This window comes from Tianweitania aestuarii (genome assembly GCF_018457165.1).
Lineage (GTDB): Bacteria > Pseudomonadota > Alphaproteobacteria > Rhizobiales > Rhizobiaceae > Tianweitania > Tianweitania aestuarii.
This window is the reverse complement of the sequence record NZ_JAFMNX010000006.1, coordinates 150,218-164,188: the sequence shown is the minus strand read 5'-3', so window position 1 is coordinate 164,188 and position 13,971 is coordinate 150,218. Positions and strand designations below refer to the sequence as shown.

Sequence of the window (13,971 nt, the reverse complement as noted above, 5' to 3'; positions counted from 1 at the left end):
CGGAGGTTTGGAACGTGCGACTGCTTTTTCTCGGTGACATGGTGGGGCGCACTGGCCGCACGGCTGTATGGGAACGCCTGCCGGGCCTGATCGCCGACCTCAAGCTCGACTTCACCATCGTCAACGGCGAGAATGCGGCAGGTGGCTTCGGTATTACCGAAGACATCTTCCACGAAACGATCAAGGCCGGCGCTGATGTTGTCACCACCGGCAACCATGTTTGGGACCAGCGCGAAGCGCTCGGGTTTGCAGCGCGCGAAGATCGCTTCCTGCGTCCCGCCAATTTTCCCAAGGGTACGCCGGGCAAGGGGGCCGGTCTCTACATCGCGCGCAATGGCGCGCGGGTCATGGTGTCGAACATCATGGGCCGCATCTTCATGCATCCGGAGTTGGACGATCCGTTCCAGGCCGGCGAACGCGAGCTTGCGGCTTGTCCGCTGGGTGAGCAGGCGGATGCGGTGGTGTTCGACTTTCATGCCGAAGCCACCAGCGAAAAAGTCTGTTTCGGCCATTTCGTGGATGGTCGCGCCAGCCTCGTTGTCGGCACGCATACGCATCAGCCGACTGGTGATCATCAGATCCTGAATGGCGGCACGGGCTATATGTCGGATGCCGGCATGTGCGGCGATTATGATTCATCACTGGGCATGGAAAAAGACGAGCCGCTGAACCGCTTTCTATCCAAGGTGCCGAAGGGGCGCATGGAAGCAGCATCCGGTCCGGCGACGATTTGCGGTGTCGGTGTGCAGATTTCCGACCGCACCGGTCTAGCCGAAAAGATCGCGCCGCTGCGCCTCGGACCGCGCTTGGAAGAGACGATTCCGGCCTTCTGGCAGTAGCTCACGGATCGATGACAGGCTCGTGATAACGGGAATGTCAGCAGGTGCCGTGTTGTAGAAGCCGAAATTGGCCTTACCTCTTGCCGACTTCAATGATGAAGAAAGGGTATTTTAGGCCGTGACCGAGTATTTCGGGTTTATCAACGATCCAACCGCATGGGTCGCGCTTGCGACGCTGGTGGTTATGGAGATCGTGCTGGGGATCGACAATCTGATCTTCATCTCGATTCTCACCAACAAACTGCCGCCGGAAAAGCAGCAGTTTGCGCGACGGCTCGGCATCGGTGCCGCACTTGTTCTGCGTCTCGGCCTGCTTTTCACCATCTCCATCATCGTTCAGCTGACGGAACCCGTCTTCACGGCTTTCGACATCGCCTTCTCGTGGAAGGATCTCATCCTGATCGCGGGCGGTTTGTTCCTTGTCTGGAAAGCCACGAAGGAGATCCATCACACGGTGGATGTCGTGGACGACAAGAGCAACATGGTTGGCAAGACCGTCCAGTTGACCGTGGGTTCGGCCATTGCACAGATCCTAGTGCTGGATCTGGTGTTTTCGGTGGACTCCATCATCACGGCAGTCGGCATGACCGATGAAATCGCCATCATGTTCATTGCCGTTATCTCGGCCGTGACCGTGATGCTTGTTGCAGCAGAGCCGCTGTCGCGCTTCATCGCCAAGAACCCGACGATCGTCATGCTGGCGTTGTCGTTCCTTTTGATGATCGGCATGACGCTGATCGCCGAAGGTTTCCACTTCAAGGTTCCCAAAGGCTACATCTATGCCGCGATGGGCTTCTCGGCGCTTGTGGAGGTGCTCAACATGTTGGCGCGTCGGCGAAAGAGCCGGGCAAAGCCGGCACAGCTACACTGATACGAAAAGGCCCGCTTCGAGCGGGCCTTTTTTCATTCAGCAGCCTGGAAGGCGTCGGCTCCGTGCTCGAACTGGAGGCGGGCGAGCTTGGCGTACACGCCGTTCTTCTGCACCAGCGTTTGATGCGTGCCTTCCTCGACGATACGGCCGCCGTCCAGCACCAGGATGCGGTCGGCCTTGAGGATGGTTGCCAGGCGATGGGCGATCACCAGCGTGGTGCGGCCCTGCATCAGGCGTTCGAGCGCCGTTTGCACCAGCGTTTCGCTTTCGGCATCGAGGGCGGACGTCGCTTCGTCGAGCAGCAGGATCGGTGCGTCGCGCAGAATGGCGCGGGCGATGCCGATGCGCTGACGCTGTCCGCCCGACAAGGTGATGCCGCGCTCGCCGACCTGGGTGTCGTAGCCGTGATTGAGATTGCGGATGAAGGTGTCGGCCAGGGCATCGCGCGCGGCCGCTTCGATCGCGTCCTGGTTGGCATCGGCCTTGCCGAAGGCGATGTTGCCGCCGGCCGTGTCGGCAAAGATCGCGACGTCTTGCGGCACGACGGCCATGCGGGCGCGCAGGTCGATCGGATCGGCGTGGCGCAGATCGACGCCGTCGATCACGACGGACCCTGCGTTCGGATCGTAGAAGCGCATGAGCAGGGAGAAGATCGTGCTCTTGCCCGAACCGGACGGCCCGACGATGGCCACCGTTTCGCCGGGACGCACCGCGAAGGAGAGATCCGTCAGCGTCGGCATGCCGGGACGCGAGGGATAGGCGAAGGACACCTGCCGGAATTCGATTGCGCCGAGCGCCTTGGCGGGCAGGGCCTGGGGGTTTGAAGGCGCCCCGACATCCGGCACTTCCTCGAGGATGTCGCTCATGCGCTCGGCTGCACCGGCAGCCTGGGCAAAGTCGCCGCCGACTTCCGACAAGGAGCCCAGCGCGCCGGCGGCCAGCACCGCATAAAGCAGGAACTGGCTGAGCGTGCCGGGGCTCATGGCACCGGTCAGCACATCGCGCGAGCCGAACCACAACACGGCCACCACCGACGCGAAGATGAAGAAGATCGCGAAGAAGGTGAGAACGGCGCGCGCCATGATCGACGAGCGGGCAGCTTCGAAGGCGCGGTCAACCGCTGCGGAAAAGCGACCGACCACCATGCTTTCATTGGTGAAGGCTTGGAGGGTGCGCACGGCCGAGATCTGTTCGCCGGCATAAGCGCTGGCCTGCGCCAGCATGTCCTGGGCATGGCGCGACTTTGCGCGCACCGAGCGGCCGAAGCCGACCAGGATCAGCACGATGATGGGGATCGCGCCGATCACCATGGACGACAGTTTCGGGCTGGTGACGACCATCATCACGATGGCGCCGATCGTCATGATCGTGTTGCGCAGCGCCTGCGAGGCCGTTGAACTCACCACCGCCTTGATCTGCGTGGCATCGGCCGTCAGGCGCGATACGATCTCGCCGGAATGAGCGGTGTCGAAGAAGGATGAGGAGAGCTTCGTCACATGGGCGAAAACGTCGCGGCGCAGATCGGCGACGACGCGCTCGCCGAGCGTGATGACGAAATAATAGCGCAGGGCCGAGGCCGCAGCGAGCAGGGCGGCGATTGCCACCAGCATGCCGAAATAGCCCTGGATCATGCCGGTTTCCACGCCGTTGAAGCCGTGATCGATCATGCGGCGTACCGCGATCGGCAGGGTCAGCGTGGTCACCGCAGCGATGATCAGCGAGACGATGGCGCCGGCGACCAGGCCACGATAATGCTTCAGATAAGGAAGCAGGCGCGACAAGGGAGCGAGCGAGCGGCGGCGAGCGTCGGGTGACGGCTCTTTAGCGGCCATTTTGAACTCCTGGCTAACCGGCCGAACGCATACGGGCCGGCCTTGTGCTTGGGTTGAGGCTGATGTATAGGCTCGCCGACCCTTTATGAAGCCGTAGCGGTCATTCGCTGCGGCTTCAAGTTTTAGGAACGGGTGACATCGCCGCAGGGCCGAAGCGAGCTTCTCGCATCTGGTCCGGCGCAAGCCCAGTTTGAACCAGGACAAGCGCCATGAAAGACAGCATTCATCCCGACTACCACACGATCAAGGTCGTGATGACCGACGGCACCGAATACCAGACCAAGTCCACTTGGGGTGCAGCCGGCGACACGATGAACCTCGACATCGATCCGACCACCCATCCGGCCTGGACGGGCGGCACGCAGACCCTGCTCGATCGCGGCGGTCGCCTGTCGAAGTTCAAGAAGCGCTACGAAGGCCTCGGCATCTAATCTGCCGGCCTATCAAATTTCAAAACGCCGTTGCCACTCGCAGCGGCGTTTTTGTTTATGCCCGAAACTTTGGACCGCCTGCGTTTCCGCGCTCTGGTGCGTTTTTGGATCGTTCAAAGAACACAGGATCGTTGTCCTGTTTTGATGCCGCTTGGCTGTTCATACGGGTTCGCCTTCCCGCGCGTCTGAGCTTGGGAAGCGGACGCGAAACCCCGCGCCTTGATGATTTTAGATACGGCGCGGAGATCTCGCGTCCGTCGGTGCTTTCACCCCAATGCCGGTGGGCGGGCTCGGTGCAGACTAGTCGCCACCTCACCAAGTGCTCCCGCACTGACCAGCACAGGGTCCGGGTTTGGGGAGGGACTGATTACCCTCCAAGTCGAACTACCGTAGTTCAACCAACCCGGACACCGCCGCCCTCCTCTGATCCCCGGTGCGCACCAGAGTTCCCGTGAGGGCGATGGGTGGAGGATAGGGGAGGGCTGGAAGGCGTGGACAAGATTTTGGTTGTTCGTCGCAGGGGATCAACGATGGCAAAGGCTTAGCTCCACTAAGCGTCGTTTCCTGTCCCCGGCTCAGGTCACGAACGGAAGAAGCCTAAAGACAGCTCGTTTGTCAGAGCCGACGCGTTGCGTGTTCAAGCCGCCTCCAAGCGTTTGTTGAACAAGGCGATGTTTTCGTCGCCCCAGTTCTTCAGCGCATCGATGATCGGGAGCAGGCTGCGGCCACGTTCGGACAGGCTGTACTCCACCTTCGGCGGAACCTGCGCGTAAACAACACGATCAACCAGGCCATCCAGCTCCAATTCCCGCAACTGATTGGTCAGCATGCGCTGGGTTACGGCTGGTATCTTGCGGCGCAGTTCGTTGAAGCGCTTGGTGCCATCTTGCAGATGATAAAGGATGACACACTTCCATTTGCCGTCGATCAGGCTGATCGCAGCTTCAACCGAACAACCGGGATCGCAATCCAAACGAGAATGACGCGCTTTCGCCATAGGGGACACTCCGGCACGGTTCCTTTTCCATACTAAGGGTAATCCTTGTGCGTATGACAGGCAACATCCTCTATTGTTAGATAAGCACACCATAACAGGAGCAAGCCATGCGTGTTATCGCCTATAAAAATCCAGGTCCGATCGAGGCCGCCGAATCCCTGATCGAGATCGAGCGGGAAACACCGAAGCCGGAGGGTCGCGACTTGCTGGTTTCGATCAAGGCCGTTTCCGTCAATCCGGTGGATATGAAAATCCGTGCAAGCAGTGGGCCGCTTGGCGACGATGACGTGCGCGTTCTCGGCTGGGATGCCAGCGGGATCGTCGAAGCCGTGGGGCCGCAAGCGGGTTCGTTTCAACCGGGCGACGAGGTGTTCTATGCCGGCAGTCTGATCCGGCCCGGAACCAACGCGCAGTTCCATCTCGTCGACGAGCGTATTGTCGGGCACAAGCCGCAGTCCTTGAACTGGGCGCAGGCCGCCGCCTTGCCCTTGACCTCGATCACCGCATGGGAGGCCCTGTTCGATCGCCTGGATGTGCGCAAGGCCGTGCCCGGTGCCGCCAACGCCATTGTGATCATCGGCGGTGCCGGCGGCGTGGGCTCGATCGCCATCCAGCTTGCCCGGCAGCTGACCGACCTGACCGTGATCGCTACCGCATCACGCACCGAAACGCAGAACTGGGCGCGTGAGATGGGCGCTCATCACGTGATCGACCATTCCAAGCCCCTGGCGCCGCAGATCGCAGAGCTCGGCATCGGCGCGCCCGGCTTTGTGTTCTCGACGACGCATACGGACCGCCACATGGCCGACATCGCCGAAGCGATCGCGCCGCAAGGCCGGTTTGCGTTGATCGATGATCCGAAGGTGGTGGACATCGTTCCCTTCAAGCGCAAATCCGTGTCGGTTCATTGGGAGCTGATGTTTACGCGGCCGATCTTCGAGACGGTCGATATCGGCGCCCAGGGCGCGCTGCTGAACGAGGTGGCTGAGATGGTGGATGCGGGTCGCATCAGAACCACGCTGACCGAGCACCTGTCGCCGATCAATGTCGCCAATCTCAAAAAGGCACATGCGCTCGTTGAAAGCGCGGCCATGCGGGGCAAGGTTGTGCTGGAAGGCTGGGCGTGATCGCGCAAGTGCGGATGGTCAACAGCCGTTTCTGAGCGAGGCAGGCTGCACGCAGGATCCATGGACCTTGCGTGCAGCCGATAAGTGAAAAGCGCGGGCGGGTCGCCGCGCTTGTGACTCAGGCGGCGCTGAGCTTGGCCATGGTTTCTTGGTCGACCTCGAAGTTGACATAGACGTTCTGCACGTCGTCGTCGTCTTCGAGCGTGTTGACGAGCTTCAGGATCGACTGGGCGCGATCCTCGTCCACCGGCACGTTGTTCTGCGGCTTCCAGATCGTCTTGACGGAGTCGGCTTCGCCGAGCGACTTTTCAAGAGCGGACGACACGTCGCCCAGATCCTCGAAGGCGCACAGGATGGTGTGGCCTTCTTCGTCGCTGGCGACATCTTCGGCACCGGCTTCTATGGCGGCTTCCATAACCTTGTCGGCGTCGCCGACCTTGGCCGGATAGGTGATTTCGCCGGTGCGGTCCCACATAAAGGACACGGAACCGGTTTCACCCAGCGCACCGCCGGCCTTGGTGAAGGCTGCGCGGACATTGGCCGCCGTGCGGTTGCGATTGTCGGTAAGCGCTTCCACGATCAGCGCAACGCCGCCGGGGCCGTAACCCTCGTAGCGGACTTCTTCGTAGTTCTCGGCATCGCCGCCGGATGCCTTGGCGATCGCGCGGGCGATGTTGTCCTTGGGCATCGACACAGCCTTGGCGTTCTGGACGGCCAGACGCAGGCGCGGGTTCATGTCCGGGTCGGGCAGTCCCGCTTTAGCGGCAACTGTAATTTCGCGGGCAAGCTTCGAGAACATCTTGGAGCGAACCGCATCCTGGCGGCCCTTGCGATGCATGATGTTCTTGAATTGTGAATGGCCAGCCATAGTACCTCTGCGGGATCGAAGATCAAAAAGTGTCGGGTTTTCGGAGTTGGCGGTTTATAATGGGATTTCCCGACAAAATCCAGCGCGCGGCTTAGCCGTAGCGGGCTTCCAGATGGCGCTTGAAGTGGGTGGCGTCGAGGGGCGAGCCGGTGGCGCGCTGCATCAGCTCGGGCGTCGACCAGCGCGAACCCTGGCTCCAGATGTTGTCGCGGCGCCAGTCGTTGACGCGCTCGAAGCGGCCTTCGGCCAGATCGGCGTCGATGTCCGGCATCGTTTCGGCAATCGTCGCCCACTGCTGCGCGGCCATCATGGCGCCCAGCGAATAAGACGGGAAATAGCCGAACAGGCCGGCCGGCCAATGCACGTCCTGCATCGGACCATCGCCGGGTGAATCGATCGTGGACAGGCCGAGTGTGTCCTTCATGCGCGCGTCCCAGGCTTGCGGAATGTCGCGGGTCTGCAAACGGCCGGCCACAAGCTCCTGCTCCATTTCGAAGCGCAGGATGATGTGGAGGGGATAGGTGACTTCATCGGCGTCGACGCGGATCAGACCACGTTCGACATGGTGGACATGGGGCAAGATGTCGTCGATCGCCCAGTCTTCGCCGAGGTGCTGTTCCACGATCGGCAGCGCCCAGGTCCAGAAGGCGGGATTGCACCCGAGCTGCTTTTCCACGAACAGGCTCTGGCTTTCATGCACGGCCATGCCGCGCGCCTTGCCGAGCGGCCAGTGCGCCCATTGCTTCGGCAGGTTCTGCTCGTACAGCGCATGGCCGGTTTCGTGCAGCACGCCCATCAGCGACGAGAGAAACTCGGTGGTCTTGTAGCGCGTGGTGATGCGCACATCGGTCGGCACGCCGCCGCAGAAGGGGTGATGCGATACAGCGAGGCTGCCATGAGTGAGATCGAAGCCCACCGCCTGCATCAGGGTGAGGCCAAGCTCGCGCTGGCGCTCGATGGGATAGGAGCCGGACAGCGCCTTCAACGGACGCTTCGCGCGCTTTTCCTCTTGAACGGCCAGGGCGCGGGGCACGAAATCAACGAGAAAAGTCTTCAGATCATCGAATACGGGCGCGATCGTCGCGGCGCGTGTGCCGGGATCGTATTGCTCGAGCAGGGCATCATAGGGATCGAGCTTCAGCACGTCGGCGCGCATTGCGGCTTCTTCGCGCACCATCTGGATCACGCCGTCAAGCGCCGGCTCGAAGGACGCCCAATCGTTCTTGGCCCGCAGATCGCGCCACAGCTGCTCGGAGCGCAGGCGGGTGCGCATCTGTTTTTCCACGAACTCGGCGGGCAGGCAGGTGAGGTTGACATATTGCCGCTTAAACTCGCGCACGGCGGCCTTTTGTTCGTCGTCGAGATCCTCGCGCTCGGCGGCATCGATCCATTCGGCGATTTCGGGGGCGGATGCCTGGCGATGCTGCATGCCGGCCAGCGCCGACATCGATTCCGCCCGCGCCTCACCACCACCTGTCGCCATCGACACGGCTTCGTCCACGCCGAGGATCGACAAGGCATGGCTGAAGGCTTCGAGGCGGCGGTTCAGGTCGTCGAGTTTCTGGAAGGACATAGGGGGCGGGATCCTGGATTGGGCTGACGAGCCTGCTTAGCGCACAAGGCGGCTTGGTTGAACCGCTCTTGTGACGGTGTTGCGGAAAGAGCTTGGCGTTCAGACCGTCCCGGGGGCGGGCGTCAAGGTTTGCGCATCGGTCCGGGCATTGTCTTGCAGGAAGGAAGTGAACTTTTCGGCCGACATGGGCCGAGCATAGAGCCAGCCTTGCGCATAGCGGGCTTGCGCATGCACGAGGTAGCTTTCCTGTTCGCGGGTTTCCACGCCCTCGGCGACAATGGCGAGGCCGAGATTGTTGGCCATGCTGATGATGTGGGCGACAACAACGCTGGTGCTGGCGTCCTGGCCGATGGCGGCAACAAAGGACTTGTCGATCTTCAGCGTGTCGAGCGGCAGGGCTTCGAGAAGTGACAGGTTGGAGTAACCCGTTCCGAAATCGTCGATCGCGACGGGGTGACCGCGCGCGCGGGCCTGATCGAGGATCGTGCGCGCTCTTTCCACATCGATAAAGCTGCGTTCGGTGGCTTCAAGCCAGATCTGTGCCGGCGCGATGCCTGCTTGCGGCAGAACTTCTTGGAGAACGCGAAGAAAGTGTCCGCTGGCCATGTCGGCCGATGACAGGTTGATCGAGATGTGGAGGTCTTTGTTCCCGCGCAGCAGGGGGCCAAGCTCGCCGGCCGAAACGCGGATGATCCGTTCGGTCAGCTGTTCGATGAGGTTGTTGTCTTCCGCCAAGGGGATGAAGACGTCGGGCGAGATCGCCGCGCCGCCTGGACGGTGCCATCTGGCAAGCGCCTCCGCACCGATGCAGCGGCCGGACGCAAGCTCGATGATGGGTTGATACACGGCGATGAATTCGTTGCGCTTCAAGCCGAGCTGAAGCTCGGAGCGCGGCGACATGCGCTGGCGCGACACCCAGATGATCAAGGCGATGAGAATTGCCGAGGTCAAAGCGGCCAAGGGAGCCAGCAACCACAGGTGCTTCATCAGCCTTTGCTGGATCTGGGCGGTGTCGGCGATGCCGAATGCTTCGAAATCGGCGTCTTGAACGGTAGCACGAATGTCGTTGGGGGAGCTCGGAGGGACCCTCCCTTCCTGCATTGATCCAGGAAGGCCACTCTTGATAGCGATCAGCGCGCCTTCGCGTGTTGTAAGCCCGAGCGTCATGGCGTCTTCAGTCAGAACATCGACCAGCCGGTCGCGATGCACGAAGATGACATAGCTGCCGCGCGACAGGGCGACCATGGCGGTCGGGCCGATCATCTGCGAGCGTGCGTCGAGATGAAGGCTTGTTCCGTCGGACAACAGGCTGCTCGCGGCGCCGATTGAAACCGTGCCGGTCGAGCGGCCCCAGCTCGCGCAGGCAATCCGGCCATCAACAAGGTAGCCAAGGCCATCGATGAAGCGGGAATTGACCACGAGCTCGCGCATGCGGTCGATATGCGCGTCGCTACAGCTGTTCCATTGTTCGGTTGCAAGCTGCTTGAACGTCTCGTCGGCTGCATCGACGCTCAGCTGCGCTCTTTCCAGGGTCCAGTTTGCATAATCGCGGAGATGATCGCGCTCATCGGCCACGGACTGGACGCGCGCATAGATCGCAATGGCAACCATCGGCAAAGTGATTGCGAGCACCGCCAGCAGAATGGATGTCCAGATAACGAAACGACGATGAATGATCGCACCCTTCCGACAGCGCTCAATGCGTCTATCTGGGGAGAGGGAGTTTAACGCTGCGTAAAGGCCGCTTCATATGGAGACGGCAACTGCTACTCACCGCTCCGTCAGCTTGAGCTCGATGCGCCTGTTCCGATCCCGCGCTTCCGGCGTGTCGGCGGGATCGAGCGGTTGGTATTCGCCGAAGCCGGCGGCGACGAGGCGGTTGGCGGGGACGCCTTGGGAGATGAGGTATTTTACGACGGAGGTCGCGCGGGCGGAGGAGAGCTCCCAATTGTCGCGAAAGCGGCCGGTGCCGGACAAAGGACGGTCGTCGGTATGGCCGTCGACGCGCAGCACCCAGTTGATTTCGGGCGGGATCTCGCGCTGCAGCTCGATGATGGCCTGGGCGAGTTTCTGCATTTCGTTCTGGCCGGCTGGGTTGATCTCGTCGCCGCCGACGGGGAACAGCACTTCCGACTGGAACACGAAACGGTCGCCGACGATGCGGATGTTTTCGCGGTCCGACAGGATTTCGCGCAAACGGCCGAAGAAGTCGGAGCGATAACGGTTCAGTTCCTGCACGCGCTGGGCGAGCGCCACGTTCAGGCGGCGGCCGAGATCGGCGATCTTGGTGTTGGATTCTCGGTCGCGCGTTTCGGATGCGTCGAGAGCGGATTCCAGCGCGCCGATCTGCATGCGCAGCGCCGAAATCTGCTGGTTCAGCAGTTCGACCTGGCTGAGCGCCCGCTGGCTGATCTCGCGCTGGCCTTCCAGCTCGCCGGTCAGCGATCCGATCTGCGCTTCGGCTGCCTGGTCGGCACCGGTGCCCTGATTGAGCAGTTGCTGCAACCGGCTGCGGTCCTGTTCGGCCTGGCTGAGCGAGGCCTGAAGACCGGCCAGCTGGTCGGCGGCGTCCTGATTGTTGGAGCGCTCGAGCGCCAGCAGCTGCGTCAGCTCGTTGATCTGCGAGTTCAGGCGGGTGAGCGCCTCGTCCTGGCCGCTGACTTCGCGCGACAGAAGAAACTGCGCCAGCACGAACACCGACAAGAGGAACATGATGGCGAGCAGCAGGGTGGACAGGGCATCCACGAAGCCCGGCCAGTAATCAACGCCACGATGGCTGCGGCGGCCGCGAGCAAGCGCCATGATCCTAGCCGCGCTCTTTGTCGGCCAAGGTGTTGGCGAGACGGTCGAGCGTGGCGCGCACGGCCTTTTGTTCTTCGGCCTGCGCTTCCACCCAATCGCGCATGATCTGCTGTTCCGAGCGCATGTTCTTGACCAGACCGGAAATGCCGTCGGCGAGATTGGCCATGGCTGCGGCGACGCGCTGGTTGGACCCGCCACTGTCCTGCATGGCGCGCAGGCGCTCGGACATCAGCTTCAACTCTTCGCTGGAACTGGAAGACGAGGCGGTGTCGACGATCGGCAGGGTGGATTCGAGATCGGTCACCGAAGACAGCCAGTTTTCCAGTTCGGTGTAGAAGCGGTTCTGGGCGCGGCCGGCCTGAAGGTCGAGGAAACCGAGCACGAGCGAGCCGGCAAGACCGAACAGGCTCGACGAAAAGGCCGTGCCCATGCCCTGCAAAGGCGCGGACAGGCCTGTCTTCAGGGAATTGAGCACATCATTGGTGCTGCCGGTGCCCGGATCGAGCGACTGGATCGTCTGGCCGATCGAGCCGATCGTGCCGAGCAGACCCCAGAAAGTTCCGAGCAGACCGAGAAACACCAGCAAACCGATGAGATAGCGCGAGATGTCGCGGCTTTCATCCAAGCGGTTGGCGATCGAATCGAGGATGGCGCGGGTGGAGTTGGTGGTCAGCGCAATGGTGGAGGAGCGGCTGAGCAGGGCGCGCATGGGCGCCAGAAGAACGGGATCGCCGCTGTCATTGCCAGCGCGGAAGTTCTTGACCCAGCGCACTTCGCGAAACAGCCGGATGACCTGCAGAAGCGCAAGAAGGATGCCGACAACCAGCACGCCCAGGATCAGCCCGTTCAAACCGGGATTGGTGCGGAAGGCAGTGGCGATCTGCCGGGTCAGAATAACGGCAACAAAACCCGCGATCGCCAGAAAGACGACCATGGATGCCAGAAACACCTGCGGATTGGACAGTTTGTAAGGATCGGATTCAGGACGATCGACCATGCGTTCCAATCCGAGCGTCTTTGCCAACGCCATTCACCCGCTCCCAAATCCTGCGACGTCATCGTCGCCCGGTTCTAAACGAAAACGGGTGGTAAAAGAAAGGCGCGCATCAAAAAGCTGCGCGCCATGTGCGTGAAATCAGCTGCGCTGCAGCGGCTTGTTCAGCGTCTTGACCAGCGCGCCGTGGATGATCTCGTTGCCGGCGACAACCGAACCAGTGTCCAGCATGTCCTGACCGCTGTTGCGGGTGGAAACGAAGCCGCCGGCTTCGCGGATCATCAGGATGCCTGCCGCCATGTCCCATGGCTTGAGGCTGTCTTCCCAGAACGCGTCGAAGCGGCCGGCCGCGACATAAGCGAGATCGATGGCAGCTGCGCCGAAGCGGCGGATGCCGGAACTGTCGGCCATGACGTTGCGCAGGTCGATCAGGGCGCGGCCGTGATTGCCGAGGCCAAGATGCGGGATGCCGGTGGCAACAACGCAATCCGACAGCTGGCGGCGTGCAGCCACCCGCATTCGGCGATCGTTCATGAAGGCACCGCCGCCGCGCTCGGCCACAAACATCTCGTCCATGGCCGGATTATAGATCACGCCGGCAACGACCTGGCCCTGGCGTTCCAAGGCAATGGAAATGCCGAACACCGGAATGCCGTGCAGGAAGTTGGTGGTGCCGTCGAGTGGATCGACGATCCAGCGATGCTGGTCGTCGTCGCCTTCAACCACGCCGCGCTCTTCCATCAGGAAGGAATAGCCGGGGCGCGCCCGCGACAGTTCGGTGTAGATGATTTCCTCGGCCTTGCGATCGGCCTGGCTGACGTAATCGCCAGGACCTTTCACCGAAACCTGAAGGTTCTGCACTTCGCCGAAGTCACGCGCGAGCGAGCGGCCAGCCTTGGTGGCAGCGCCGATCATGACGTTGATAAGAGCCGAACGCGCCATGCTTGATCCCGATCGTTAGAAAGAACTGTCCCTCGCGAATGGATCGGAAGGGAACTGGCCGTGCCTCAGTCGGCGCGGCGGATATAGGTGAGTTCGTTGGTGTCAACGATGATGCGCTCGCCCGACGAGATGAACGGCGGCACGAGAACGCGAACGCCATTTTCGAGCACGGCCGGCTTGTAGGACGAAGCGGCCGTCTGGCCCTTCACGACCGGATCGGCTTCGGTGATCGTCAGCGTGACCTGATCGGGCAGTGCAATGCCGATTGGGCGCTCTTCATAGAGCTCGACCGTGACCATCATGCCGTCCTGCAGGAAGGCCGCGCGATCGCCAACGAAGTCCTTGGCGAGTTCGAGCTGCTCGTAGCTTTCGGTATCCATGAACACCAGAGCTTCGCCCTGCTCGTAGAGGAAGGAGAAGTCCTTCTGCTCCAGGCGGATCTTTTCAACGGTTTCTGCGGCGCGAAAACGCTCGTTGAGCTTGGTGCCGTTGATCAGGTTCTTCAGTTCGACCTGGTTATAGGCGCCACCCTTGCCGGGCTTCACCGCATTGGTCTTTACCGCAACCCAAAGGCCGCCATCATGCTCGATGACGTTGCCTGGACGAATTTCGTTGCCGTTGATCTTTGCCATGGTGGTTGAATGTCCGGGATTGTTGGCGCCAAAACGGCGCGATTGGCGCTCCCACAACCACAC

General features: G+C 61.7%; 13 protein-coding genes. 4 read left to right on the top strand and 9 right to left on the bottom strand.

All coding sequences use genetic code 11. The features are described 5' to 3' along the window. Positions 1-14 precede the first annotated feature (14 nt). Together JYU29_RS17995 and JYU29_RS17990 are read left to right on the top strand one after the other, a co-directional pair. Complete coding sequence (locus JYU29_RS17995; protein WP_213986241.1) at positions 15-839, top strand: TIGR00282 family metallophosphoesterase; 825 nt, start codon at positions 15-17, stop codon at positions 837-839. A 118-nt stretch (positions 840-957) separates the two neighbouring features. Next, the gene (locus tag JYU29_RS17990; RefSeq protein ID WP_213986240.1) at positions 958-1,710 is read left to right on the top strand and encodes a TerC family protein; all 753 of its coding nucleotides are present in this window, start codon (positions 958-960) and stop codon (positions 1,708-1,710) included. Positions 1,711-1,742: 32 nt separating this feature from the next. On the opposite strand, the gene JYU29_RS17985 is transcribed toward JYU29_RS17990, so the two are convergent. Then, entirely contained in the window at positions 1,743-3,542 is a 1,800-nt protein-coding gene (locus tag JYU29_RS17985; protein ID WP_213986239.1) for an ABC transporter transmembrane domain-containing protein, read from the bottom strand. Between the two features lie 209 nt (positions 3,543-3,751). Here JYU29_RS17985 and rpmE point away from each other — a divergent pair, with 209 nt between their 5' ends. Next, a complete protein-coding gene (rpmE, locus tag JYU29_RS17980) occupies positions 3,752-3,973 on the top strand; it encodes a 50S ribosomal protein L31 (RefSeq protein WP_189505516.1) in 222 nt (73 codons plus the stop codon). Positions 3,974-4,610: 637 nt separating this feature from the next. Here rpmE and JYU29_RS17975 read toward each other — a convergent pair. Beyond that, the gene (locus JYU29_RS17975) at positions 4,611-4,970 is read right to left on the bottom strand and encodes a winged helix-turn-helix transcriptional regulator (RefSeq protein WP_213986238.1); all 360 of its coding nucleotides are present in this window, start codon (positions 4,968-4,970) and stop codon (positions 4,611-4,613) included. 107 nt (positions 4,971-5,077) lie between these two features. On the opposite strand from JYU29_RS17975, the gene JYU29_RS17970 reads away from it, so the two are divergent. Beyond that, a complete protein-coding gene (locus JYU29_RS17970) occupies positions 5,078-6,097 on the top strand; it encodes a zinc-binding alcohol dehydrogenase family protein (protein WP_213986237.1) in 1,020 nt (339 codons plus the stop codon). 118 nt (positions 6,098-6,215) lie between these two features. Here JYU29_RS17970 and JYU29_RS17965 read toward each other — a convergent pair whose 3' ends face one another. The 7 genes from JYU29_RS17965 to efp form a co-directional block, all read right to left on the bottom strand. Next, a complete protein-coding gene (locus JYU29_RS17965) occupies positions 6,216-6,965 on the bottom strand; it encodes a YebC/PmpR family DNA-binding transcriptional regulator (RefSeq protein WP_213986236.1) in 750 nt (249 codons plus the stop codon). 91 nt (positions 6,966-7,056) lie between these two features. Beyond that, entirely contained in the window at positions 7,057-8,538 is a 1,482-nt protein-coding gene (locus tag JYU29_RS17960; protein WP_213986235.1) for a carboxypeptidase M32, read from the bottom strand. A 99-nt stretch (positions 8,539-8,637) separates the two neighbouring features. After that, positions 8,638-10,149, bottom strand: a complete 1,512-nt coding sequence (locus JYU29_RS17955; RefSeq protein WP_213986234.1) for an EAL domain-containing protein — start codon at positions 10,147-10,149, stop codon at positions 8,638-8,640. A gap of 159 nt (positions 10,150-10,308) precedes the next feature. Continuing rightward, positions 10,309-11,340 (bottom strand): peptidoglycan -binding protein, encoded by a 1,032-nt coding sequence (locus JYU29_RS17950; protein ID WP_213986233.1) that lies wholly within the window; start codon positions 11,338-11,340, stop codon positions 10,309-10,311. A 4-nt stretch (positions 11,341-11,344) separates the two neighbouring features. Further along, complete coding sequence (locus tag JYU29_RS17945; RefSeq protein ID WP_213986232.1) at positions 11,345-12,370, bottom strand: MotA/TolQ/ExbB proton channel family protein; 1,026 nt, start codon at positions 12,368-12,370, stop codon at positions 11,345-11,347. 105 nt (positions 12,371-12,475) lie between these two features. Further along, positions 12,476-13,276 carry an inositol monophosphatase family protein gene (locus tag JYU29_RS17940; protein ID WP_213986231.1) on the bottom strand — a complete coding sequence of 267 codons (801 nt, stop codon included), beginning with the start codon at positions 13,274-13,276 and terminating at the stop codon, positions 12,476-12,478. Between the two features lie 65 nt (positions 13,277-13,341). Beyond that, positions 13,342-13,908, bottom strand: coding sequence for an elongation factor P (gene efp / locus JYU29_RS17935; RefSeq protein ID WP_213986230.1), 567 nt, complete (start codon positions 13,906-13,908; stop codon positions 13,342-13,344). Positions 13,909-13,971: the final 63 nt, after the last annotated feature.

Coding starts and splice junctions, on each gene's coding strand:
- JYU29_RS17975 (WP_213986238.1), bottom strand. CDS start 4,970: ATGGCGAAAGCGCGTCATTCTCGTTTGGATTGCGATCCCGGTTGTTCG.
- JYU29_RS17985 (WP_213986239.1), bottom strand. CDS start 3,542: ATGGCCGCTAAAGAGCCGTCACCCGACGCTCGCCGCCGCTCGCTCGCT.
- JYU29_RS17945 (WP_213986232.1), bottom strand. CDS start 12,370: ATGGCGTTGGCAAAGACGCTCGGATTGGAACGCATGGTCGATCGTCCT.
- JYU29_RS17940 (WP_213986231.1), bottom strand. CDS start 13,276: ATGGCGCGTTCGGCTCTTATCAACGTCATGATCGGCGCTGCCACCAAG.
- JYU29_RS17950 (WP_213986233.1), bottom strand. CDS start 11,340: ATGGCGCTTGCTCGCGGCCGCCGCAGCCATCGTGGCGTTGATTACTGG.
- rpmE (WP_189505516.1), top strand. CDS start 3,752: ATGAAAGACAGCATTCATCCCGACTACCACACGATCAAGGTCGTGATG.
- JYU29_RS17960 (WP_213986235.1), bottom strand. CDS start 8,538: ATGTCCTTCCAGAAACTCGACGACCTGAACCGCCGCCTCGAAGCCTTC.
- JYU29_RS17965 (WP_213986236.1), bottom strand. CDS start 6,965: ATGGCTGGCCATTCACAATTCAAGAACATCATGCATCGCAAGGGCCGC.
- efp (WP_213986230.1), bottom strand. CDS start 13,908: ATGGCAAAGATCAACGGCAACGAAATTCGTCCAGGCAACGTCATCGAG.
- JYU29_RS17955 (WP_213986234.1), bottom strand. CDS start 10,149: ATGGTTGCCATTGCGATCTATGCGCGCGTCCAGTCCGTGGCCGATGAG.
- JYU29_RS17970 (WP_213986237.1), top strand. CDS start 5,078: ATGCGTGTTATCGCCTATAAAAATCCAGGTCCGATCGAGGCCGCCGAA.